Annotated in this window: 21 protein-coding genes; 13 read left to right on the plus strand and 8 right to left on the minus strand. The window is 76.9% G+C overall.

The features are described from left to right. Positions 1-34: 34 nt before the first annotated feature. Both ACFV9M_RS14765 and ACFV9M_RS14770 read right to left on the minus strand, forming a co-directional pair. The gene (locus ACFV9M_RS14765; RefSeq protein WP_385065618.1) at positions 35-727 is read right to left on the minus strand and encodes a hypothetical protein; all 693 of its coding nucleotides are present in this window, start codon (positions 725-727) and stop codon (positions 35-37) included. A 9-nt stretch (positions 728-736) separates the two neighbouring features. Next, positions 737-1891, minus strand: coding sequence for a hydroxymethylglutaryl-CoA lyase (locus ACFV9M_RS14770; RefSeq protein WP_385065615.1), 1155 nt, complete (start codon positions 1889-1891; stop codon positions 737-739). A gap of 64 nt (positions 1892-1955) precedes the next feature. Here ACFV9M_RS14770 and ACFV9M_RS14775 point away from each other — a divergent pair, with 64 nt between their 5' ends. Together ACFV9M_RS14775 and ACFV9M_RS14780 are read left to right on the plus strand one after the other, a co-directional pair. Next, positions 1956-3149 carry a CaiB/BaiF CoA transferase family protein gene (locus ACFV9M_RS14775; RefSeq protein WP_385065612.1) on the plus strand — a complete coding sequence of 398 codons (1194 nt, stop codon included), beginning with the start codon at positions 1956-1958 and terminating at the stop codon, positions 3147-3149. Position 3150: 1 nt separating this feature from the next. Further along, complete coding sequence (locus ACFV9M_RS14780) at positions 3151-3804, plus strand: isochorismatase family protein (RefSeq protein ID WP_385065609.1); 654 nt, start codon at positions 3151-3153, stop codon at positions 3802-3804. A gap of 166 nt (positions 3805-3970) precedes the next feature. Here ACFV9M_RS14780 and ACFV9M_RS14785 read toward each other — a convergent pair whose 3' ends face one another. The 6 genes from ACFV9M_RS14785 to ACFV9M_RS14810 all read right to left on the minus strand — a co-directional run bounded on the left by ACFV9M_RS14785 (position 3971) and on the right by ACFV9M_RS14810 (position 11577). Next, positions 3971-4696, minus strand: coding sequence for a neocarzinostatin apoprotein domain-containing protein (locus ACFV9M_RS14785; protein WP_385065606.1), 726 nt, complete (start codon positions 4694-4696; stop codon positions 3971-3973). Further along, the gene (locus ACFV9M_RS14790; protein ID WP_385065603.1) at positions 4696-5388 is read right to left on the minus strand and encodes a neocarzinostatin apoprotein domain-containing protein; all 693 of its coding nucleotides are present in this window, start codon (positions 5386-5388) and stop codon (positions 4696-4698) included. The genes ACFV9M_RS14785 and ACFV9M_RS14790 overlap by 1 nt, the downstream gene beginning before the upstream one ends. After that, complete coding sequence (locus ACFV9M_RS14795) at positions 5385-7646, minus strand: hypothetical protein (RefSeq protein ID WP_385102436.1); 2262 nt, start codon at positions 7644-7646, stop codon at positions 5385-5387. The genes ACFV9M_RS14790 and ACFV9M_RS14795 overlap by 4 nt, the downstream gene beginning before the upstream one ends. Next, positions 7643-8836 (minus strand): hypothetical protein, encoded by a 1194-nt coding sequence (locus ACFV9M_RS14800; protein WP_385079572.1) that lies wholly within the window; start codon positions 8834-8836, stop codon positions 7643-7645. Before ACFV9M_RS14800 ends, ACFV9M_RS14795 begins: the two co-directional genes overlap by 4 nt. Further along, positions 8833-9792 carry a WxL protein peptidoglycan domain-containing protein gene (locus ACFV9M_RS14805; RefSeq protein WP_385079569.1) on the minus strand — a complete coding sequence of 320 codons (960 nt, stop codon included), beginning with the start codon at positions 9790-9792 and terminating at the stop codon, positions 8833-8835. The genes ACFV9M_RS14800 and ACFV9M_RS14805 overlap by 4 nt, the downstream gene beginning before the upstream one ends. 165 nt (positions 9793-9957) lie before the next feature. After that, positions 9958-11577, minus strand: coding sequence for a hypothetical protein (locus ACFV9M_RS14810; protein WP_385079566.1), 1620 nt, complete (start codon positions 11575-11577; stop codon positions 9958-9960). 455 nt (positions 11578-12032) lie between these two features. Between ACFV9M_RS14810 and ACFV9M_RS14815 the strand changes: the two genes are divergently transcribed. From ACFV9M_RS14815 to ACFV9M_RS14865, 11 genes are all read left to right on the plus strand, one after another. Further along, a complete protein-coding gene (locus ACFV9M_RS14815) occupies positions 12033-12701 on the plus strand; it encodes a MaoC family dehydratase (RefSeq protein ID WP_385102439.1) in 669 nt (222 codons plus the stop codon). After that, positions 12698-13738: an LLM class flavin-dependent oxidoreductase gene (locus ACFV9M_RS14820; RefSeq protein WP_385069595.1), complete on the plus strand. Its 1041-nt coding sequence runs from the start codon at positions 12698-12700 to the stop codon at positions 13736-13738. Before ACFV9M_RS14815 ends, ACFV9M_RS14820 begins: the two co-directional genes overlap by 4 nt. Beyond that, a complete protein-coding gene (locus ACFV9M_RS14825; RefSeq protein WP_385069593.1) occupies positions 13735-14982 on the plus strand; it encodes a CaiB/BaiF CoA transferase family protein in 1248 nt (415 codons plus the stop codon). The genes ACFV9M_RS14820 and ACFV9M_RS14825 overlap by 4 nt, the downstream gene beginning before the upstream one ends. Positions 14983-15211: 229 nt before the next feature. Further along, positions 15212-16627 (plus strand): MmgE/PrpD family protein, encoded by a 1416-nt coding sequence (locus ACFV9M_RS14830; protein ID WP_385069591.1) that lies wholly within the window; start codon positions 15212-15214, stop codon positions 16625-16627. Between the two features lie 57 nt (positions 16628-16684). After that, positions 16685-17773, plus strand: coding sequence for a RidA family protein (locus ACFV9M_RS14835; RefSeq protein ID WP_385069589.1), 1089 nt, complete (start codon positions 16685-16687; stop codon positions 17771-17773). Beyond that, complete coding sequence (locus tag ACFV9M_RS14840; RefSeq protein ID WP_385069588.1) at positions 17770-18444, plus strand: MaoC family dehydratase N-terminal domain-containing protein; 675 nt, start codon at positions 17770-17772, stop codon at positions 18442-18444. The genes ACFV9M_RS14835 and ACFV9M_RS14840 overlap by 4 nt, the downstream gene beginning before the upstream one ends. Next, entirely contained in the window at positions 18441-18884 is a 444-nt protein-coding gene (locus ACFV9M_RS14845) for a MaoC/PaaZ C-terminal domain-containing protein (RefSeq protein WP_385069587.1), read from the plus strand. Before ACFV9M_RS14840 ends, ACFV9M_RS14845 begins: the two co-directional genes overlap by 4 nt. Continuing rightward, positions 18881-20029 (plus strand): acetyl-CoA acetyltransferase, encoded by a 1149-nt coding sequence (locus ACFV9M_RS14850; protein WP_385069585.1) that lies wholly within the window; start codon positions 18881-18883, stop codon positions 20027-20029. The genes ACFV9M_RS14845 and ACFV9M_RS14850 overlap by 4 nt, the downstream gene beginning before the upstream one ends. Next, positions 20026-20490, plus strand: coding sequence for a Zn-ribbon domain-containing OB-fold protein (locus tag ACFV9M_RS14855; RefSeq protein ID WP_385069583.1), 465 nt, complete (start codon positions 20026-20028; stop codon positions 20488-20490). Before ACFV9M_RS14850 ends, ACFV9M_RS14855 begins: the two co-directional genes overlap by 4 nt. Before the next feature lie 3 nt (positions 20491-20493). Then, on the plus strand, positions 20494-21657 hold the full coding sequence (locus ACFV9M_RS14860; protein ID WP_385069582.1) for an acyl-CoA dehydrogenase family protein: 1164 nt from the start codon (positions 20494-20496) through the stop codon (positions 21655-21657). A gap of 4 nt (positions 21658-21661) precedes the next feature. Then, positions 21662-22516, plus strand: a complete 855-nt coding sequence (locus ACFV9M_RS14865) for an HpcH/HpaI aldolase/citrate lyase family protein (RefSeq protein ID WP_385069580.1) — start codon at positions 21662-21664, stop codon at positions 22514-22516. Positions 22517-22688: the final 172 nt, after the last annotated feature.

The raw sequence follows: 22688 nt of genomic DNA on the forward strand, positions 1-22688 counted from the left end.
CGGGGCGCCCTTCGCGAGGGCGCCCCGTACGGGATCACAGCGCCGCACCGGGTTTGAGCACGCCCAGCGCGGCAGCCGCCAGCACGCTCAGCCAGATCCCGGCGACGTACGGGACGCATCCGTCGACCGCGCGGCGCAGCGCCCGCTCGGTCTGCGGTGTGGAGCCGTCGCGGGCCAGGGCGGCGAACGCGGCGCCGAAGGGACGCAGGGTCAGCCTGATGCCCAGCCCGCAGGCGATGGCCGTCGCGTAGAGCATCACCTTGGCGCCGAGCCAGTGCGGGCGGGTCGTGACCCCGAAGGGCTCGTCCGCCAGCAGCGTGTACCCGCCGACCGCGAGCAGGGCGGTGGTGAGCGCGATGCGCACGGCCCAGTCGGCGCGGCGGACCAGGGGGTGACGGCCGGGACTGCGGTGGTCGCGGACCGTCAGCCAGAGCCAGCACGCCGCGCCGGCCCAGGCGGCCGTCGCCGTCCAGCCGCCGAGCAGCGGGGCACCGTGCGGCTCCAGGGCCATCAGCGTCACGCCGCTGGGCAGGAACAGCACCAGGCAGATCTTGGGGCCGAGGTCGAGCACGCCCATGATGCGCAGGGCCGTCGCCCGCGCCTCGAAGGACAGGTCACGGGCGAGGACGAAGCGGCTGGAGACGTAGACGCCGAGGTCGCCGCCGAGCCAGAAGACGAACAGCACCAGGTGCAGCAGGATCCACCAACCGTGTGCGTGGGTTCCCATGACGCCCCCTCAGCCCGCGCGTCCGGAGCGGCCGGAGCGCGCCGTCGGCGCCGCGTCCGCGGCGGACGGGCCACCGGATCGGGACGGCGGGGACTGCGGGAGCGGTGAGGACACGGGGGGCTGCGGGGACTGCGGCGGCTGCGGCTGCGGGGACTGCGGCGGCTGCGGCTGCGGCTGCGGCTGCGGCTGCGGCTGCGGCTGCGGCTGCGGCTGCGGGGACGGTGGGGCCTCCGGGGCCTGCGAGGACGGTGGGAAGGCGCCCGCGCGGCCGAGGAGGGCCGGGACCGGCTTGCCCAGGCGCTCCCCCAGCCGGCCGGCGACGCCGATGGCGGCCTCCAGCCCGATGCCGGTGCGCACGCCCATCCGTTCCATCAGGTAGACGAGGTCCTCGGTGGCGATGTTGCCGGTGGCGGCGGGGGCGAACGGGCAGCCTCCGATCCCGCCGAGCGAGGCGTCCAGCCAGGCCGCCCCCGCGTGCAGCGCGGCAACCGCGTTGGCGTAGCCCGTGTTGCGGGTGTTGTGGAAGTGGCAGCGCAGCGGGACGCCGGGGGCGGCCTCGGCGACCGCGTGGAGCAGACGGGTCACGGCGTCCGGTGCGGCGACGCCGATGGTGTCGGCCAGCACGATCTCCGCCGCCCCCGTGCGCGCGGCCCGCCGCGCCAGGCCGACCACCCGCGCCTCGGGGACCTCGCCCTCGAAGGGGCAGCCGAAGGCGGCGGCGACGGTGACGGACGGCGCGATACCGGCGGCGTGCGCGCGGGCCGCGACGTCCTCCCAGACGGTGAGCGCCTCCTCGGTGCCCACGCCCTGGTTGCGGCGGCAGAAGGTGTCACTGGCGACGACCACGCAGTTCACCTCGTCGACGCCGCTGTCCACCGCCCGTTCCAGGCCCCGCCGGTTGAGCACCAGGCCCAAGTAGCGCACGCCCGCGACCCGGGGCACCAGCGCCATCACCTCCTCGGCGCCGGCCATCTGCGGGACGCGGCCGGGATGGACGAAGGCCACCGCCTCCACGCGCCGCGCGCCCGCCGCCACGGCGCGGGCCACCAGCTCGGCGCGCTCGGCGGGCTCCAGGATCCCGGTCTCGTTCTGCAGGCCGTCGCGCGGGGCGACTTCGACGATGCCGACGGCGGACGGCGCCGCCCCGGCGGATTCGCTCTCCATACGCGCCATTCTGCCCCGACGGTTCCCCTGGCGGAACAGCGTTTCCTAAATCTAGACTCGGCTCATGACTGGACCCCTCTGCGACATCCGTGTGCTGGAGACCGGCACCCTGCTCGCCGGCCCCTTCTGCGGACAGCTGCTCGGCGACCACGGCGCCGAGGTCATCAAGCTGGAGGACCCCGGACGCGGGGACCCGATGCGCCAGTGGGGCCGTGAACGCCCCTACGGCACCTCCCTGTGGTGGCCGGTGGTCGCCCGCAACAAGAAGTCCGTCACCTGCAACCTACGCCACCCCGAGGGCCAGCGCCTGGCACGTGAACTGGCCGCCACCGCCGACGTGCTGGTGGAGAACTTCCGCCCCGGCACCCTGGAGCGCTGGGGGCTGGACTACGCCACCCTGTCCGCCCTCAACCCGCGGCTCGTCCTGGTCCGCGTCACCGGCTACGGGCAGACCGGCCCCTACGCGCCGCGGGCCGGCTTCGGTTCCATCGGCGAGGCGATGGGCGGCATCCGCCACATCACCGGCGAACCCGACCGCGCCCCCTCGCGCACCGGCGTCTCCCTCGGGGACGCCCTGGCCGGCACCATGGCCGCCTACGGCACCGTGATGGCGCTGCACGCGCGGCAGCGCACCGGACGCGGCCAGATCGTCGACTCCGCGCTGTACGAGGCGGTCCTCGCCTACATGGAGTCGCTGATCCCGGAGTGGGAGATCGGCGGCTACCGGCGCGAACGCACCGGGGCCGTCCTGCCCAACGTCGCCCCCAGCAACGTGTATCCGACCGCCGACGGCGCGGACGTGCTGATCGCCGCGAACCAGGACACCGTCTTCGCCCGGCTCACCGAGGTGATGGGCGACCCGGCGCTGGCGGCCGATCCGCGCTACGCCACGCACAGCGCGCGCGGCGCCCACCAGGCCGAGCTGGACGAGGTGATCGCGAAGTGGACCGCGCGGCAGGAGTCCGGCGCGCTGCTGGCCGCGCTGCACGCGGCCGGAGTCCCCGCGGGACGCACCTACACCGCCGTGGACATGCTCCAGGACCCGCACTTCGCCGCGCGCGAGGCCATCGTCCGGGTGCCGCACCCCGACTTCGGGGAGATCCCCATGCAGAACGTGGTGCCGCGGCTGTCCGCGACGCCGGGCGCCGTGCGCTGGGCGGGGCCCGAACTCGGCGCCCACAACGAGGAGATCTGGGGCGGTGTGCTGGGCCTGGACGCCGAGCGGCGCGCCGCGCTGGCCGCCGACGGGGTGATCTGAGGTGGCCGGCCGGCTCGACGACGACTACGCGCGGGCGGGCTTCGGCCGCCGCGTCGGCTGGGGCGAACGCCCCGCGGTCCTCCTCGTCGACGCGGTGCGCGCGTACGCCGACCCCGCCTCGCACCTGTTCCTGCGCACGGCGGAGCCTGCGCTGGCCGCGATGGCCGCGCTCGCCCGCGCCGCCCGCGCGGCCGGGGCGCCGGTGGTCTTCACCGCCGTCCACTACGCGGGCGACCCGGCCACCGACGCACCGCACTTCCACCGCAAGGTCCCCGGTCTGGACGCCTTCCGCGCGGGCAGTCCGTACGCGGACTTCACCGAGGCGTGCCGGCCCGCGGACGGCGATCTGCTGGTGCGCAAGCACTATCCGAGCGCCTTCTTCGCCACCGGCCTCGACCGGTGGCTCGCGGGGCGGGGCGTGGACACCGTCGTCGTCGGGGGTTTCTCCACCAGCGGCTGCGTACGGGCGAGCGCCCTGGACGCGTTGCAGTACGGCTTCCGGCCGCAGGTGGTGCGGGAGTCCGTCGCCGACCGGGACCCGGGCCCGCACGAGGCGAACCTGTTCGACCTGGACTCCAAGTACGCCGACGTGATCGCGCTGGAGGAGGCGCTGGGGCGGCTGTCCTCGGGAGCTGCACCCCGCCGGTCACCGTAGGTGCACCCCGCCCGGACACCATAGGCACCCGATAGGCGTCCAATAGGCAGCCGATAGGCACGCGATAGGCACCCGATAGGCACCCGCCGGACACAGCAGGCGCCCCGCGGCGGGGCGGGGGCGGGCCGCCACCGATGGCGCGGCCCGCCCTGGGCCTCCGTCCGTGTCACTCGTGGCGGCCCCGGCGGCGCGGCATCAGCAGCAGCGCCGAGCTGCCGCACAGCACCAGGGTCCCGGCGGCGAGCAGGCCGACCGGGACGCCGTCCACGAAACCGGTGCTGGCCAGCGCGTCGTCCGTGGACGATCCGCCCGAGCCGTCCGCGGTGCCGCCCGAGCCGGCGGTGGAGGAGCCCGCGGGCCCCGTCGCCGCGCTCGACGAGGAGCCGCCGCCCGAGGAGGATCCCCCCGAGGACGACCCGCCCGAGGAACCGCCAGAGGAGGAGCCGCCGCTCGCCGAGACGGTGAGCGGGACCTGCACCATCTCCTTGGTCGCCGTGATGAAGACGGCGATCACACAGGCTCCGGCGGCGCTCGTACAACTCGCGCCGCCCGCTTGGGCCTTGATGGTCACCTTGACGCTGGTGGCGTCGGTCGAGGAGCTGTGCCAGACGCCGTCGGCGTCGGTCTTGCCGATGTACGCCGCGTCGGCGGAGGTGTCGCAGTCGGTGGGACCGGACGGATCGGGCTTGCACAGGCCGAGCGGCGCGAAGGACTGGTTCTTGCTCAGCCCCTTCGCCGAGACGGTCACGGTGTCGCCGACCGCCAGTCCGGTGGATTTGCTGACGGTCAGGACACCGGCGGCCTGGGCCGGGCCGGCGGCGAGCAGGGCGCCGGCGAGCACCGTCGTCCCGGCACCGGCCACCGCGGTGGTTCTGAGGAGCACGCTACGCATCAGGGAGTACCTCCAGTGTGGGAGAGCGGGGCGGGGTCCGGGTGCCGTGGAGGACGGGAGACGACGACGGCGCCGGCCGCGCAGAGCACGACGGCGGCCAGCGCGAGCGACCACAGCGGCGTCGAGAGTCCCTCCCCGCCGGATCCAGCGGCGGAGGGCGCGGCGCTCGCGGTCGTGGCCCGTCCGGTGCCGGACGGATCCCCGGTCACGGTGCCGCCCGCCAGTCCGATGCGGACGTCGACGGTGTTCGGGGGCCGCAGGGACGCCGGTGTGCCGGTGGGCAGCGGCGAGACCCCGACGACGCACTGCTTCGTCCGGCAGTCGGTGCCGGCGACCGTGCGGCGCACGGTGAGCGTGACCTCGGGCAGCCTTCCGCGTGCGTCGATGTTGACGAGTGCGGCGCCACCGGTCAGGTCGCAGTCGGCGTTGCTGCGGTAGTGCTCCGTGCACAGGCCCACCGCGACGGAGGTGAGACCGGGGGTGAAGCCCTGGCCGGTGACGGTGATCCGCTGGCCCTCGGTGAGCCCGGTGGTCCGGGAGACCGTGACGGTGGCCCCGCCGTCGGCGGCCGCGGCCGGGGCGGACAGCGGCAGGAGCAGCGGTCCGCAGACGGCCAGGGCCAGGGCCGGGGCGACGCGCCGCGGCCGTGGTCGTGGCGGGGGCGTCGTCGCGGTGCGCGCGAGGGTGGTCATGCCGGTTTCCCTTCCTGGAGGTCCGCCGCGCCGTCCGGGGCCGAGGGCCCCAGGGCGCGGGCGCGGCGGGCCGCCTTCGTACGGGCGCGGGCGGGCCGGCGCTCGGTGAGGTCGAGCACCCGGGCGTCGAGGAGTGCGGCTCCGCTGCCCGCGGTGGCGACCAGGACCGCCGTGCCCTGGGCCGCGACCCGCCGTACCAGCGCGGCCACTTGAGGGTCGTCGGCGAGGGCGGCGGACGGGCCGGCCGTGAGGTCGAGCAGCAGCAGGCGGGGACGGGCGAGCAGGGCCTGGGCCAGTCCCAGCACGCAGCGTTCGGCCGGTTCGAGGGCGCGTGGAGGGTCGTCGAGCCGGTCCCGCAGGGCGGGGAACGCGGCGGTGACGCCGTGTTCCAGTTCCTCGGCGCGGCCCGTGCCGTACGACGCGGCGGCGGCGCGCAGTGCCTCGCGGACCGTCCGGTCCGAGGCGACCTGGGGCAGCAGCCCGGCGCCGGTCGCGTCCGAGGGGTCCAGCGCGGCCGACAGGCCGAGCAGCCAGCGCGTCCGGATGCCGGTCGCCCGCAGGTCCTGGCCGTGCAGCCGGCAGCGGCCGGCGGCGGGGCGGGCATGACCGGCCAGCACCCGCAGCAGGGCGGCCGCCCGCCGGCCGGACCGCTCGTCGCGCAGGACCAGCACCTCCCCCGCGGCCGCCGTCAGACGCAGTCGCCGGATCACCGTCCGGCCCTGGTGGCGGACCGTCACGTCGTGCAGCCGCAGGAGGGGCTCCCCCGCCCCGGTGGGCGCGGACCCGGTGCGTGCGGTGCGGGCGAGGGCGAGGGTTCCCGCGAGGGGCGGCAGGGCGCAGAGGGAGAGCGCGTCACCGGCGTCCATCAGGCGCCCGGCACCGGCGAGGAGGCCGATCCCCGCGAGCGCGCCGACGATCGTCCAGCGGGTGCCCGTTCCGGGACGGTGGTCGCCGGGCTGTGCGTCGAGGAGCCGTCCGGTGAGGGCCGCGCAGGTGAGCAGCGCGCCGAGGGCGAGGGTCAGGTGCGCCGCCTCGGGAGCTGCCGCCTGGGCGAGGAGGGCGGCGGCTGCGCCGGCGAGGGTGAGGGCGGCGGCGCGGCGGGCGGCGGCGCCCGCCGGCCGCAGCACCGGGTGCGCGGCGAGGACGGCGACGGCCGCCGCCGCGGCGGCCGGGGCGACATGGCCGGCCGGGTCCGCGCCGAGCAGGGTGAAGCGGAACGTGTACAGGTCCAGGGCGGCCAGGACACCGGCGGCCGCGGCCGCCCCGAGCGCGGCACGGGCGAGGCGCTCGGTCCCCCGGCCGAGGGCTCCGCCCCCCGGTCCCCGCTCGTCGGCGGCGCGCGGTGGCCGGGGCGGGACTTGTCGGGGCGGGGCCGTCAGGGGCGGTGGGGTGAGGGGCGGTGGGGTGAGGGGCGGTGGGGTGAGGGGCGGTGGGGTGACAGGCGGTCTGTCGTCCGGCGCGGGTGGCTGCCCGGCATGCGGCGCCGGTGACCGTACCCCGTCCGGCGCGGGCGACTGCCCGGCGTACGGCGCCGGTGACCGCGTGGCTTCCGACTCCGGTGACCGCCCACCGTTCCGCTCCGGTGACCGCCCACCGTTCCGCTCCGGTGACCGCCCACCGTCCGGCGCCGGTCCCGCATCCGTACTGCCGGGCCCACCGGTCCCACCGGGCGCGCCGGGCCCACCGGGCGCGCCCGGACCGCCGTCCGCGGCGGGCCGCGAGGGTGTGGTCCGCCGCGGCAGTGCGTCCGGGGCCAGGAGCAGGGCGCCGGTCGCGCCGCAGAGGAGCAGGGCGGTCTCCGGCCGGTCGGGCAGCGCCCCGAGGAGGGCGGCGCTCCCGGCCAGTCCCGCCAGGACCGCCGGATACCGGAGGGCGGACCGGCGCGGGCCGAGCGCGGCGGTGCCGAGGAGGGCCGCCGTCAGCACCGCCGCGCAGAAGACGGCGACGCCCGGCAGCGCACCGGCGAACGCGACCGCGAGGCAGCCGGCGGCGGCGCACCGGGCGGCGCCCCTGCCCAGGCCGTGGCGGGGCGCCGCGAGGCGGCGGACGGCGGGCACGGCGACCAGGGTCAGCAGGAGCGCGGTGAGCAGGACGTAGCGGACGGCGGCGCCGGGCATCCCGATGACCCCGCCCAGTTGCTGGGCGCCGAGCACGAGGGCGCCGGGCACCAGGCCGGTGGCGGCTCCGGCCGCGGCCGTGCGCAGGGGCGCGAGCTCGAACGCCCGGGTGCGCGCGGGAGAAAGGGGTTTTCCGGTCACCGCCGCTCACCCGCCTCGGCGCCGGCCCCGCTCGCGTCGTCCACGGGGCCGGTCGGATCGGCGGGATCGGCGGGGCGCGGGTCCAGCAGGCGCTCCAGGGTGTCGAGTCGTGCCGTGTCCACGAGGGAGGGCCGTCCGGACAGCGCGCGCAGCAGGCCCTCCAGGCCGAGCCGTTCGGCGGGCGCGCCGACCGTGTCCGGGCGGGCCGGGGCGGCGGTGAGGGAGGCGAGCACGGCGCGCAGTCCGTCGCCGGTGACCTCGACGGTCGCCGGGGCGGGGAGGACGGCGGCCCGGGGCGGCGGGACCGGCTCGGGCGGACGGGTGAGCCGGCGGCGGATCGCCCGGCCGACCGCGAAGACGGTGAGGAGCACCGAGCCGGCGGCGGCGGCGAGGAGTCCCCAGGGGTAGAGGTCGGTGGCGACGAGGAAGGGCTGCGCGGCGTACGTCCCGCCCACCGCGTAGCGGCCGAAGGCGGCCATGGGCAGCGCGATGGGAACGCGGTAGGTGGCGCGTGCGCCGGGCTCCAGCGGTGAGGTGAGCGGGCTGACGACATCGGTGTCCGCGGTGCCGCCCGTGCCCCACCGGATGACGAGCGGACCGCGGCCGAGGGTGGCCGTCCCGGTGTTGCGGACGGTGACGACCAGGGTGCGGCGGGGCCGTCCGCCGAAGAGTTCGGCGAGACCGGGGCGGCCGGTCAGGACGGTGTCGACGATCTGCACGTCGGGTGTGGCGGTGTCCGGGTCCGGCACGGTCGTCTCGGGTACGCCGGCCACCTCGACGTCCGTGACGGCCGACCGCGCCCCCGGCCCGCCGCCCGTGGTGGCGCGGACCACGCACGGGCAGTCGACCGGCGGGGCGCCCACGACCAGGGTGAGCCGGAAGGTGCCGTCGGCGGCCACGAGGGCGACCGCGCCGCGCAGGGTGTCGCAGTCGGCGCTGCCGTGCACGGCCCGCAGCCCGCACACCTCCGTCTGCACGGTGGCCCCCGAGGCCCAGCCGGTGCCGGTGACGGTGACGGGCCGTCCGGGCACCAGGCGGGTCGCGTCGGCGGTGACGGCGGGGGCGGGCGGGCTCGCCGTACCCGCGGCGTGGGCCGGTGCGGCGGTCAGGGCCGTGGCGCCGAGCACGCCGAGGCTCACGGCGAGGGTGCGGCGGGCCGCGGCCTGGCCGCGGGCACGGCGGTGGGTCATGAGTGCTCCTGCGCGAGGGTGCGGCGGCGGCGCCGGGCCTGGGAGAGCGCGGCGACGAGGAGGGCCGCCGCCGCGGTCACGACCCCGAGGGTGGGCCAGGACAGGGCGAGCCGGTGGGTGCCGGCGGTGGTGGCGGGGACACCGGCGGCGGAGACCGTCACCGACGCGGTCAGCAGGTCCAGCGGCGGGGCGCGGCCGAGGGCGAGGGCGAGTTCGGTGTGCTGGCCGGGCAGGACCGGCGGCAGCGAGCGGGTCCGGGTGACGATCTCGCGTCCGAACAGTCCGGTGACGGTGATGACGGCCTTGCCCTGGACCGGTGTGTTGCCGGTGTTGGTGACGGTGTAGCGGACGGTGGCCCGGCCGGCGGCGAAGGGGGCGCCGTCGGGCGTGTGGACGAGACCGACCCCGCGGACGGCCAGGCCCGGGGTGAGCGCTCCGGCGACGGTGAGTTCGAGCCGTACGGCGATGGCCCGCTGGATGCTCACCTCCACGCCGGAGTCGGTGGTGCCGCCGTCGTGCAGGGTGTTGTCGAGCGCGACGACACCGCCCGTGTGGGTGCCGGGGGTGGCGTCCTCGGGGACGGTCACCGTGAACGGGATGTCGGCCGCCCGGCGTTCGGGGAGGATCAGGGCGTTGGTGCTCATCTTCACCCAGGCGCCGACGTCGTGCTGCGCCTCGCCGGCCTGCCGGTAGCCGAGGCCGCCGTCGCGCGGGGTGGTGTAGGCGTCGGCCGCGTACACCTGGAAGGAGCGGGGCTCGGTCGACAGGTTGCTGACGCGCACCGAGTCGTGGATCACCGCGCCGGGGCGGGCGTCCAGCTGGAAGGTCAGGCGCTTCGCGGCGGCGCCGGCGCTCCGGGCGGTGGGCTGCACCGACCAGGCCTGGGAGGACCCGCCGGAGCCGTCCTCCGCCGCCGCCCGGGGCGCCGGCAGCCAGGCGGCCAGGACGGTGAGCACCGCGAACGCGGTGGCGGTGCCTCGGCGGAGGCGGAGGCGGAGGCGGCTTCGGGGTGGTGGGCGCATCGGTGTGTTCGGGTCCTCGTGTTCGGGTCCTCGGAATCGAGTCCTCCGGGCGGATCCGGGCGGGTCCTCCGGGTGGATCCGGGCGGGTCCTCCGGCCGGTCAGGACAGCGTCAGACGCAGCACGGCCGCGTACTCGCCGGCCTGGGTGATGGCGGGCACCCGCAGGTCGAGGGAGGCGCCGGCGTCGAAGTCGCCGCCGGTGACCGAGGTGGGGTCGTCACTGGCGGCCTGGGTGCACAGGGGGGCCGCGGTCGTGGCGCTGAGGGGTCCCGGGCTGCCGGGGGTGACGGTGGAGGCCGCCGCGGCGCCGGTGTGGACCGCGCAGGTGGGCGTCCACGACAGGTTCCCGGCCGGGATGGCCGCGCCCGCGGAGTTGGTGAAGTCGGTGACGGTGCCGACCAGGGACCAGCCCCTGGTACTGCCGCGGAAGTCCTTGACCTCGACGGCGTTGAGGGAGCCGGTGGCGGTGTGCTCGGTGCCGTCGACGGTGACGGGCGACAGGGTCACCTCCCCCGCCTCCTGGGCCATGGTCAGGGCGCCGCCGGAGACGACGACCTTCAGGGTCTGCTCGGCGCTGCCGCCGTCGGCCGTGGCGCTCCAGGCCGCCTCCGCGAAGTCGCCGGCGCCGCCGTCGGCCTCGGTCGCCACCACCTTCACGGTGCCGGCGGCGGGGGTGAGCGTCGCGGTGAAGCCGCCGCGGGCGTCGACGGGGGCGACGAGGGGCGCGCCGGTGGCCTCGCCGTCGGCGTCCACTCCCGTGACGGTGACCTCGTCGCCCGGGTCGAAGGAGGCGCCGGTGACGGTGGTGGTCGTGCCGGGTCCGCCGCCGGACGGGCTGAGCTGGAGGGAGCGGGTGCCCAGCACGCCGAGGACGACGGTGGCGCCGAGCGAGCCCTGGGTGACGACCAGGGTGTGCGGGCCTGGCGTGGCGCCCGCGCCGATGAGGACGGTGCCGGTGAGGCGTCCGTCGCCGTCGACCGTGAGGTCGGGGGTGAGGACGTCGTCGGCGCAGGCGCTGGTGCCGTCCAGGGCGCACAGCCGTACGCCGTCGACGGGTTCGTCCGCGGTCCAGCCCGTGCCGCCGAGGGTCACGGTGTCGCCGGGGCGGGCGCCGGTGGTGTCGGTGGCGGGGCGGCCGGAGATCTTCTCGACCGCCGCGGCGGCGCTTCCGGTGCTGCCGTCGGTGACGGTGACGGTCGACAGGACCGGTGCGGTGCCGTCGACGGTACAGGCGATGCTGAGGCCGTAGTTGGTGATGTTCAGGGTGAGGTCGCCCGGGGTGAGCTGGACGGTGCCGGGCTGGGCGACGGTGAGCGTGCCGGTGAGGTCCGGGATCGGGATCTCCGCGTAGGGGGCGACGGCCGCGTTGGAGGCGGGGGCGCTCACGGTGACCGGGTCCTGGCCGGTGACGCCGAGTCGCGCGGAGACGGCAACCGTGTTGGCGGTCAGCGCCACGGGCCCGTTGGCGGGGCCGTCGGCGAAGCTCAGCGTGAGGTCGATCGGGGTGCCGGGTGTGGTGGTGGCGTCGGCGGTCAGGGTCGCCGTGGTGGTGAACACCGAGTGGGACGAGGCGAACACGCAGTCGTAGGTGACGGCGGCGCTGCCCGCGTGTGCCGGCCGGGCACCGCCGAGCACCAGCGATCCGGCCGCGGCGACGACGAGTGCGGCGAGCGCGGCCGCGGTGCGCGACGGGGCCGCCGCGATGGTCTTGGCTCTCATACCGGGAAGCTGCCCCCTTCACGGAGCGGCGCGTGCGGTCGCACGGGCCGTCGGGCACGGACGCCGCGAGGGCGCCCCAAGCCTCTCCGAGCGTTCTCGGCGTTTCCATTGAGGAAACACCGTTTCGAAGAGATGCGTCACATGGAGCCACCAGCGTGACGCGGTGTCAAGACGGGAGCGGGATGGGCCCCGTAAAACCCCTGTTTCCGGCAGACGTCGGCGCGCACCCCTGGAAGGAAACGCCGGACCGCACAGGGAAACAGGACGCTTGACGGTGGCCGGCCGCGCCCCTAGGGTCGAGCCGGGGCACCGTCCCGACCCGCCGGATCGCACCGCCACCGCACGGCCGCACCACCGCCACCGCACGGCCGCTTCCACTGCACCGCACCGCACCGCAGCCCGCCTGAGGCGGACCTTCGGCATGCCCCGGGAGCCCGCATCCGAAAGAGGACGCCATGACTTCCACCGACGACCCGCAGCCCGTCGTCCGTCCGGGCTGGACCGGGCGCTTCTACGAGGACCTCTCCCCCGGCGACGTCTACCGGCACCCGCTGGGACGCACGGTCGGCGAGGCCGACAACACCTGGTTCACGCTGCTGACCATGAACACCAGCCAGATGCACTTCAACAGCCAGTACGCGGCGGCCAGTGAGTTCGGCCGCCCCCTGGTGGTGTCCACCCTGACCCTCGCCATCGCGGTCGGCCAGAGCGTCACCGACCTCACCCAGAACGCGTTCGCCAACCTGGGCTGGGACGACGTCCGGATGACCGCGCCGGTCCACGCCGGGGACACCCTGTGGTCGGAGTCCCTGGTGGTCTCACGGCGCGAGTCCGGCTCCCGGCCCGGCGCCGGCATCGTCACCGTACGCACCCGCACCCTCAACCAGCACGGCACCGAGGTCTGCACGTTCCTGCGCACCTTCTACGTCCACAAGCGCGGCGCGGCCCCCCTGGAGGACATCCGTCCCGAGGCCGCCACCCCGTTGACGGCACAGCCCCCGACCGTCCGGCCCGCGCCCTCCGCCGGCCGGCCCGCGCCCTCCGCCGGCCGGCCCGCGCCCGCCGCCGGCCGGCCCGCGCCGGACGGCGAGCGCCCCGGCACGGCCGCCCGGACCCCTCGATGACCACCCCCGCGCTGCCCCGGCTCGGCTACGCGCCCTGGGGCGCGGACCTGGCCGAACTCACCGCCGCCGGACGGCTCGCCGAGGAGGCGGGCGCCGACACCCTGTGGGCGGCCGAACTGCACCGCAGCGCCACCGTCACCGCCGCCGCGCTGGCCTGCGCCACCACCACCGCGCGGATCGGCACCGCCGTCGCCCTCGCCTTCGTCCGCTCCCCCATGACCTGTGCCCTGGAAGCCCTCGACCTCGACGAACTCTCCGACGGACGGGCGGTACTGGGCCTCGGCACCGGTGTGCGCCGGCTGAACGAGGAGTGGCACGGCGTGCCCTTCGACCACCCGGTGCAGCGGCTGCGCGAGACCGTGGACTGCGTCCGGGCCTTCGTCGCCCGCTGCGCCGACGGCGACCCCATCGAGGCCGGCGGCCCGCTCACCGCGCTCCGTGTGCGCGGCTACCGGCGACCGCTGCCCCGGCGCACCCGCGTCCCCGTCCACCTCGCCGCCGCCGGGCCGCTGATGACCCGGCTCGCCGGCGAGATCGGCGACGGCTGGATCGGACACGAACTAGGCTCCCCCGCCCACCTGCGCGACACCGTGCTGCCCGCGCTGCGCGCCGGCCTGGCCGCGGCCGGACGCACGCCGGGCGACCTCGAGGTCGTCGCCTCCGCCTGCGTGTCGGTCCACCCCGACCCGGCGGAGGCCCTGCGCCGGGCGTCCGGCGGAGTCGGGTTCTACGCCTCGGTCCGCACCTACGCCCCCCTGTTCGCCGCCCACCGGTTGGCCGCGCCGCAGAGCCGGGTGGCCGAGGAGTTCCGCAGACCCGGCGTCCGCGCGGGCGACCTGGCCGGCGCCGTCGACCCGGCCATGACCCGCGCCCTCACCCTCTGCGGCACCCCCGACCAGGTCGCCGACCGTCTCACCGGCTACGCGGGCCTCGCCGACAGCATCAAGATCACCCCGCCCGTGCACGGACTGACCCCCCGTGAGATCCGCGAGTCGCAGGCCCACGTCCTCGACCTCATCCGGGAGCTGCGCCCATGACCACCGCCCCCACCGCCCCCACCGCCCCCTCGCCGCCCGCCCGCCGCCCGCTGGACGACGTACGGGTGATCGCCGTGGAGCAGTACGGCGCGGGCCCGTTCGGCACCTGGCACCTGGCCGAACTCGGGGCCGAGATCATCAAGATCGAGGAGCCACGCTCGGGCGGGGACGTGGGCCGCTACGTGCCCCCCTACCAGGACGGCGAGGACTCCCTGTTCTTCGAGACCTTCAACCGCGGCAAGCGCAGCGTCGGCCTGGACCTGACCACCCCGTCCGGCCGGGCCGTCTTCGAGGACCTGGTGCGGCACAGCGACGCCGTCTACTCCAACCTCCGCGGGGACGTCCCCGCCCGCATCGGCATCACCCACGCCGACCTGCGCCACCTCAACCCGGCGGTGGTGTGCTGCGCCCTCACCGGCTTCGGTATGACCGGACCGCGCTCCCGGCAGCCCGGCTACGACTACGTCCTCCAGGGACTGGCCGGCTGGATGGACCTGACCGGGGAGCCGGGCGGCCCGCCCGCCAAGTCCGGTCTGTCGCTGGTCGACTACTCGGGCGGATACGTCGCCGCCCTCGCCCTGCTCGCCGGGCTGCACGCGGCCCGCCGCGACGGCGTCGGCTGCGACTGCGACGTCTCGCTGTACGACACGGCCGTCTCCATGCTGACCTATCCCGCCACCTGGCACCTCACCGCGGACTACGAGCCGGTCCGCACCCGGCACTCCGCCCACCCCTCCCTGGTGCCGTTCCAGGCCTTCCGCGCCCGGGACGGCTGGCTGGTGGTGGGCTGCGCCAAGGAGAAGTTCTGGCGCCGGCTCGCCCCGCTCCTCGGCCGCCCCGAATGGACCGCACCCGGCCATGCCTACGCCGACTTCGCGGGCCGCCGGGAACACCGCGAGAAGCTCGTGCCGGAGCTGGAGGAGCTGTTCGCGGCCCGGACGGTGGCCGAGTGGCTCGCGCTCCTCACCCCGGCCGACGTGCCGTGCGCGCCGGTGCACACCGTGGCCGAGGCCCTCGCCGACCCGCACACCGCGGCCCGCGGCCTCGTCACCGAGAGCGCGCACCCCCGGTTCGGCACCGTACGCGCCCCGGCGAGCCCGGTCCGGGTCGGCCCCCGCCCCGACGGGCCCGCGCCCCGCGCGCCCCGGCGCGGCGAGCACACCGACGCCGTCCTGCGCGACCTCCTCGGCTACGACGACGCCAGGATCGCCGCGTTGCGCGTGACGGGAGCGTTCGGTGTCTGACCCCGCCCCGTCTGAACCCGCACCGTCTGAACCCGCACCGTCCGGCCCCTCCCCGGCCCCGCGCACCGCACCGCCTGCCGCCGGGACGAGGACACCACCGGCGCGACCGGGGCCGTCCCCGCACCACCACGGCGGCAACCATCACCATCACCACGACCACGACCACGACCACGACCACGACCACAGCCACAGCCACAGCCACAGCCACAGCCACAGCCACAGCCATGGTGTGACCGTCGCCCCGGGTCCGGGCTCCGAGGCGACCGCCGCGCAGCTGATCGCCGAGTGGGCCGCCGGGCTCACCCCGGCCACCGTGCCCAGCGTGGTCCGCCGGGCCGTGTGCCGGCAGCTCCTCGACGGCCTCGGCTGCGTGCTCGCGGCGGCCCGCACCGGCGGGGCCGGGCCCGCGCTGGCCGTCGCGGCGGCACTCGGCGGCCCGCCGGAGGCGACGGTCCCCGGGCTGTCCGCCCCGGTCGGCGCGCCGGCCGCCGCGCTGGCACTGGGCAACCTCGTGCACGCCCTGGACTTCGACGACACCCACCCCGGCGCGCTCGTGCACGCCACCGCGGCCGTGCTGCCGGCCCTGTTCGCGGTGGGGCAGCAGACGGCGGCCGACGGTCCCGCGCTGCTGGTCGCCGCGGCCGCCGGGTACGAGACCGCGCTGCGCGTCGGGCTCGGCGCCCCCTACGGGTTCCACGCCCGCGGCCTGCACGCGACCCAGATCGCGACGGTCTTCGCCGCCGCCGTCACCGCCTCGGTCCTCACCGGACAGCCGGCCGGCGTCACGGCCCACGCCCTCGGCCTCGCCGGCAGCGGCGCGGGCGGACTGCTGGAGTTCCTCGACGCCGGCAGCGACACCAAGGCCCTGCACCCCGGCCTCGGCGCGCACGCAGGACTGCTCGCCGCGCGGCTCGCCGCCGCCGGCGCCGAGGGGCCCGCCTCCGTCCTGGAGGGCCGCCACGGCGTCTACGCGGCCCTCGCCGACCGCCGCGCCACGGCCGCCGAGATCGCCGGGGACCTGGGCGAGATGTGGCACGTCACCGCCGTCGAGAGCAAACTCCACCCCTGCTGCCACCTGCTGCACCGCACCCTCGACGCGGCCGCCGCACTGCGCGGACGGCTGGCGGAGCACGGCGGTCCCGGCGCCCTCGTGTCCGTCGTCGCGGCGGTGCCGCCGGGCACCGTGCCCGTGGTGTGCGAACCCCGCGCCCATCGCGTCACCCCGCGCACCCCGTACGAGGCGAAGTTCTCCCTGCCGTTCAGCACCGCGCTCATGCTCCTCGACGGGCGCCTGACACCCGACACCTACCGTCCGGCCGCCCTCGTGCGGGCGGACGCCCGGCCCCTCGCCGCGCGGATCTCGCACATCGTGCGCCCCTACACCGGACCCGACGCCGAGGCGCCCGGCGACCTCAGGGCGCACCTGGCCGACGGCACCTCGCTCCACGTCCGGGTCGACGGCGGTCCCGTCCGCCCGCCCGGCACCGAGCGCGTCGTCGCCAAGTTCCACGCCAACGCGGGCGGTGAGACGGCCGTGACGAGGGAGCTCGCCGAACGGGTGCTGCGCCTGGACCGCGAGGACGACCTGGCGGCGGTCCTGCGACTCGTCGCGGACGCCCTGCCCCGCCCGCCCGCGGACCCGTGACGAGCCCCGTCCCCGCTCCCCCTCCCACCGCTCCCGACCCGACCCCCGGAGGACCCGTTGACCGCAGCACAGCCCCGGGCCCCGCGCCGGGCCGGCCAGGCCGTCGTCGGCCGGGGGCCGGATCCGGCCACGCAGGCCCGGGCCGCCTACCGGGCCCTGCACGCCCGGCTGCCGGACCCCGGCGACGTCCGTCTCACCGAGTACGTCACGGTCGCGGCGCTGGACGCCCACGCGGAGATCGAGGCGGTCCGGACCGCCGTGTTCCCCGGGGCCGGTGAGGACCTGCGCACGGTGGTGGTCGAGGCGCTGCCCGACCCCGGCGCGCTGCTCGCCGTGCACGCCGGCGCCGGACCGGCCGCGGACGCGTCCGGCGCCGGGACCGTCCGGCTGCCGACCGTGCTGCCCCTCGACGACCGCGGCGACCTCGTCCACCCGGACGACTTCGTCGCGCAGTACGCCTACTGCCTGGACCGGGCCGGACGGCTGCTGAAGCGCGCCGGTCTGAGCCTGGACCAGGCCGTGACCACGTTCGACTACACCACCCCCGCGACCCGCCGCGCCTACCCGCGGTGCGCGGGCCCGCGCCGCGAACTCCTGGGCGGCGCCGGGGTGTTCCCGGGCGCGGGAGGCATCCTGATGTCCCGGCTGCACGCCCCGGGGGTGCTGGTGGCCCTCGACGTCACGGCCTCCCGGCATCCGCTGACCGCCGTCAACCCGGGCTGGCGCCGCTACGACACGCTGACCTACAGCCCCGGGGTGCTCGCCGGACGGACCCTGCACATGTCGGGGTTCGCCGCGCTGGACATGGAGACCCAGCGGGCCCTGCACCCCGGCGACCCGGTCGCCCAGACGCAGGCCGTGCTCGCCGCCGTGCTGGAGGTGGTGGCCGCGGCCGGCGGGAGCCCCGGGGACCTGGTGTCCGTCGAGGAGTACCTGTGCCCGCCCGCCCTGGGCGAGCGGGCGGCCGTCGCCGCGGCCTATGCCCGGACGCTGGGCCCCGGGCCGCGGCCGGCGGTGACGACGGTCGGCTGCGCCGGTCTGCTGCGCCGGGAGTTCCTCACCGAGGTGTTCCCGACCGCCGTCCTCGGCAGCACACCCCCCGCCGCCTCCGCCGAGCCCGCCGCCCTCCCGGGAGGCACCCGGTGACCGAGACGGTCCTGCTGACGGACGCGCTGCGCCGGCGGCTCACCGGACGGACCGCCGTCTACACCGCGCCGGAGGAGCTGGGGCGCGCCGCGATCCGCTACTTCGCGCTCGCCACCGGCAACGGCGACCCGCTGCACCTGGATCCCGCGTACGCCCGTGCCCACGGCCACCCCGACGTCGTCGCCCCGCCCACCCTGGTGTGCGAGACCAACCAGTACGCCGGTCTGCCGCCCGACTCCGACGGCTACGCCGGCCACACCTGGGGCGTCGACGTCCCCGGCACCCGCGCCGTACGCGGCGGCAACGCGTACACCTTCCACCGGCCGGTGCGCCCCGACGACCGGATCACCGCCACCTGGACGCTCACCTCGGTGACCGAGCGCACCACCGGCGACGGGCTGCCGATGCTGGTCGTGCGCTCGCACTGCGCCTACACCTCCGACGGGGAACTGCTGGCCGAGAACGAGGAGACCATGCTGTACATCGCCCTCACCGCGGCCCCACCGGCCACACCCGCGGCCGCCGCCGCAGCCCCACCGGCCACACCCGCGCCCACCGCCACGGCCTCACCCGCCACACCCCCACCCGCGCCCGCCACCGCAGCCCCACCCGCCACACCCCCGCCCGCCACCGCGGCCGCACCCGCGCCCCCCTCCGGGGAGGAGCGGTGACCGGCCCTCAGCTGCTGCCCGGCGCCGTGGTGCCGCCGCTGCGCCGCGACTTCCCGCTGACCCGGCTGGTGGCGTACGCGGGCGCCACCTGGGACTGGCACCGTCTGCACTACGACCCCGGCTACGCGGCCGCGCACGGGCTGCCCGGCCCGGTCGTCGACGGCCAGGTCCTCGGCGCGCTGCTCGCCGAGCAGCTCCAGAGCTGGCTCGGGCCGCAGTGCACGCTGCGCACCCTGCGCTTCCGGTTCGCGCGGCCGGTGTTCGCCGGGGAGAGCGTGCTGTGCACCGGCCGGGTCACGGCCGTCGACGGGGACCTGGTGACCGTCGAGCAGCACGTCGAGGTGACCGGGGACCGGCCGCGCACGGCGGTGTCCTCGGCGGGCGCCACGCTCACCCTGGCCCCGCCGCCGGCCGGTCCGCGCCCCGGGGAGGCGCCGTGACCGCCGCGATCGTGGGCGCGGCCACCTCGGACCTCGGTGTCACCGGGCGGCCCGCGCTCGCCCTGCTCGCCCAGGGCGTCACCCGGGCCCTGGCCGACGCCGGGCTCACCCTGGCGGACGTGGACGGCCTCGCCACCGCCGGCGTCGGCCGGTTCCCCGCCACCCAGGCCGCCGACTACCTCGGCATCCGGCCCGCCTGGACCGACTCGACGTCCGCCGGCGGCAGCGCCTTCGAGATGTTCGTGGCCCGCGCCGCCCAGGCGCTGGCCGCCGGGCAGTGCCGGACGGTCGTCATCGCCTACGGCTCCGACCAGCGCTCGGCGCGACGCCGGTCGCTGACCGGACCGGCCGACCCGACCGTGCCGGAGGCCCAGTTCGAGGCCCCGGCCGGCCCGCTGTACCCGGCGTCGCACTACGCGATGGCCGCCCGCCGCTACCTCCACCGCCACGGCTACGGCCGGGAGGCGCTGGCGGAGGTGGCGGTGGCCGCCCGCGCCTGGGCGCTGCTCAATCCGGACGCCTACCGGTACGCCGCCGGCCCGCTGACGGTCGCCCAGGTGCTGTCGGCTCCGGTGCTGTCGAGCCCGTTGACCACCGCCGACTGCTGCCTGGTCACCGACGGGGGCGGCGCGCTGGTCCTCACCACGGCCGAGCGGGCGCGGGACCTGCGCCGGCCCGCCGTCCACGTCCTCGGCTACGGCGAGGCCACCGGCCACACCGGCATGGCCGGTCCCGACGACCTGCTGGACAGCGGCGCGCGGGCGTCCGCCGACCGGGCCTGGGCCCGCGCCGGACTGGGCCCCGCCGACATGGACGTCGTGCAGATCTACGACTCCTTCACCATCACCACGCTGCTGTCGCTGGAGGCGCTGGGGCTGTGCAAGGAGGGCGAGGCCGGCGCGTTCGTCGCCGAGGGGCGGATCCGCCCCGGCGGGGCCCTGCCGCTCAACACGTCCGGCGGCGGACTGTCCTACGGCCATCCCGGCATGTTCGGGCTGTTCCTGCTGATCGAGGCGGTGCGCCAACTGCGCGGGGAGTGCGGTGCGCGCCAGGTGCCCGGCGCGCGGACGGCCGTCGCGCACGGCACGGGCGGCATCCTCTCCAGCCACGCCACCGTGGTCCTGGCCCGGGAGGACGCCCGGTGAGCGACGACGAGACGGCCCGCGCGGGCGGCGGCGACCTGCCAGGGCCGCCGCCCGCCCCCGCGGACGCCGTGACCACGGCCTACTGGGACGCCACCCGGGACGGGGTGCTCACCGTCCAGCACTGCCCCGCGTGCGGCGGGCACCAGCATCCGCCGCGCGTGCTGTGCGTGCGCTGCGGCGGCACCGACGGCCTGCGCCAGGTGCCGGTGCGCGGCCCGGCGGTGCTGGACTCCTTCACCACCGTGCACCGGGCGCCGGCCGGACGGCCCGTGCCGTACACCCTGGGCCGGGTCCGGCTGGCGCAGGGACCGGTGCTGCTGGTCCCGCTGCTGGGCGACCCGGACTCCTTCCGCTGCGACCAGCCCGTACGACTGGTGTGGCTGCCGCTGCCCGACGGCCGGCGCCAGCCCGCCTTCACCCCCGGGCCGGGCGACGGCCCGCCCGACGAACGGGAGCCGTGAACCGTGGACTTCGCCCTGACACCGGAACAGGAACTGTTCCGCCGCACGCTGCGCGACTTCGTCGCCAAGGAGATCACCCCGGTGGCCCGGGAGTGGGAGGAGTCCGGCCGGCACCCGGCGGAGATCATCGACGGGATGCGATCCCTGGGCCTGTTCGGCCTCACGGTGCCCGAGCGGTACGGCGGGCTGGACGTGGACATGGTGTCCTTCGCGCTCACCTTCGAGGAGATCTCGCGGGGCTGGATGGGCATCGCCGGCATCCTCGGCTCGCACTCCCTGGCCTGTCTGCTGGTCGCCCGGTACGGGAGCGAGGAGCAGCGGCTGCGCTGGCTGCCGGGGATGGCGAGCGGCGCGTGCCGCAGCGGCATCGCGCTGACCGAACCGGACGCGGGCACCGACCTCCAGGGCATCCGCACCACCGCGCGCCGGGACGGCGACGGCTACGTGGTCAGCGGCGCCAAGACCTGGATCACCAACGCCCGGTCCGCGGGGATGCTGCCGGTGCTGGTCAAGACGGACCCGGCGGCCCGGCCCGCCCACCGGGGCATGAGTCTGCTGCTGGTGGACACCGCGAGCGAGGGCTTCACCGTCACCCGGGACCTGCCCAAGCTGGGCTACCGGGGCACGGAGACGTGCGAACTGCTGCTGGAGGACGTGCGGGTGCCCGCCGGCTGTCTGCTCGGCGGAGTCGAGGGGCGGGGCATGCAGCAGGCGCTGTCGGCGCTGGAGACGGGCCGCATCAACGTGGCGGCCCGCTCGGTCGGGATCGCGCAGGCCGCGCTGGACGAGGCGCTGACGTACACCGGGCGGCGGCAGGCGTTCGGCCGGCCGATCCACGACTTCCAGGCCGTGCAGCTGCGTCTGGCCGACCTCGCGACCCGGCTGCAGGCGGCCCGGCTGCTGGTGTACTGGGCGGCGTCGCGGGCGGACGGCGGGGCGCGGGCGGACGCCGAGTCGGGCATGGCGAAGCTGTTCGCCTCGGAGACGGCCGTCACGGCCGCCCTGGACGCCATGCGGCTGCACGGCGGGTACGGCTACTCCAAGGAGTTCGTGGTGGAACGGCTGTACCGGGACGCGGCGTTGATGAGCATCGGCGAGGGAACGAACGACATCCTGCGCACCGTGATCGCCCGGCGGCTCACCTCCGGCGAGACCAGGATCGGGTGACGCGGTGGCCCGCTCCTACCTCTATGTGCCGGCCGACCGTCCGGCGATGCTCGCCCGTGCCCTGGAGCGCGGCGCGGACGCGGTCATCGTCGACCTGGAGGACGCCGTCGCGCCGGGCGCGAAGGACGCCGCCCGGCGGGCCGCCGCCGACTGGCTCGCGGGGATCGACCCGGCGCGACCGGTCGAGGTGTGGGTCCGGGTCAATCCCGGCGCGGCCGGTCTCGTGGACGCGGCGGCGGTGGTCTCCCCCGCGTTGCGCGGGCTGTGCCTGGCCAAGTGCGAGCACCCCGACGACGTGGCGGCGGTGGACGCGGTGCTGGGCGAGCGGGAGGCCGCGCTGGGCCTCGCCCCGGGCCGCGTCGCGCTGTCGCCGCTGCTGGAGTCGGCCGGCGCGGTGCTGTCGGCACCCGCTCTCGCGAAGGCCCCGCGCGTGGCGCACCTCCAGGCGGGCGAGGCCGATCTGCGGGCCGACCTCGGCATGGACCCGGCCCCCGGCGACGAGCGCGAGCTGCTGCCGGTGCGCGTCGGCCTGGTCCTGGCCTGCGCGGCCGCCCGGATCGGCCCGCCGGTCGGCCCGGTGAGCACCGACTACCGCGACCTGGAGGCGCTGCGCCGCTCCAGCACGGCCCTGCGCCGCCTCGGCTACCGCTCGCGCGCCTGCATCCACCCCGCGCAGATCCCGGTGGTGCACGAAGTGTTCACCCCGACCGCCGCCGAACTGGCCGCCGCCCGCGACCTGGTGGACCGCTTCGACACGGCGGCCCGTGCCGGACGCCCGGTCATCGTCGACGCGGACGGCCGCATGGTCGACGAGGCCGTGGTCCGCGCCGCCCGACGGGTCCTGGCGGCGGGAGGCTGAGCCCGGGGCGCCCAGGGGCGCCCGGCGGACCGGCCGCCGTACGGGCGTCGTCACCTGGCGTGCGAGCCGCGCGCGGGCGACCGCCCGGTGGTACGAACCACCGGGCGGCGAGCCCTGTGCGGGCACCGCCCGACAGCCCGGACCACCGCACGACACACCGCGCGCGGGCACC

This window comes from Streptomyces sp. NPDC059895, assembly GCF_042731035.1.
Classification (GTDB): domain Bacteria; phylum Actinomycetota; class Actinomycetes; order Streptomycetales; family Streptomycetaceae; genus Streptomyces.

What these genes read in the sequence shown, in the direction of transcription:
- ACFV9M_RS14765 (WP_385065618.1), bottom strand. Translation starts at nt 727, where the DNA reads ATGGGAACCCACGCACACGGTTGGTGGATCCTGCTGCACCTGGTGCTG.
- ACFV9M_RS14770 (WP_385065615.1), bottom strand. Translation starts at nt 1,891, where the DNA reads ATGGAGAGCGAATCCGCCGGGGCGGCGCCGTCCGCCGTCGGCATCGTC.
- ACFV9M_RS14775 (WP_385065612.1), top strand. Translation starts at nt 1,956, where the DNA reads ATGACTGGACCCCTCTGCGACATCCGTGTGCTGGAGACCGGCACCCTG.
- ACFV9M_RS14785 (WP_385065606.1), bottom strand. Translation starts at nt 4,696, where the DNA reads ATGCGTAGCGTGCTCCTCAGAACCACCGCGGTGGCCGGTGCCGGGACG.
- ACFV9M_RS14790 (WP_385065603.1), bottom strand. Translation starts at nt 5,388, where the DNA reads ATGACCACCCTCGCGCGCACCGCGACGACGCCCCCGCCACGACCACGG.
- ACFV9M_RS14800 (WP_385079572.1), bottom strand. Translation starts at nt 8,836, where the DNA reads ATGACCCACCGCCGTGCCCGCGGCCAGGCCGCGGCCCGCCGCACCCTC.
- ACFV9M_RS14810 (WP_385079566.1), bottom strand. Translation starts at nt 11,577, where the DNA reads ATGAGAGCCAAGACCATCGCGGCGGCCCCGTCGCGCACCGCGGCCGCG.
- ACFV9M_RS14815 (WP_385102439.1), top strand. Translation starts at nt 12,033, where the DNA reads ATGACTTCCACCGACGACCCGCAGCCCGTCGTCCGTCCGGGCTGGACC.
- ACFV9M_RS14820 (WP_385069595.1), top strand. Translation starts at nt 12,698, where the DNA reads ATGACCACCCCCGCGCTGCCCCGGCTCGGCTACGCGCCCTGGGGCGCG.
- ACFV9M_RS14825 (WP_385069593.1), top strand. Translation starts at nt 13,735, where the DNA reads ATGACCACCGCCCCCACCGCCCCCACCGCCCCCTCGCCGCCCGCCCGC.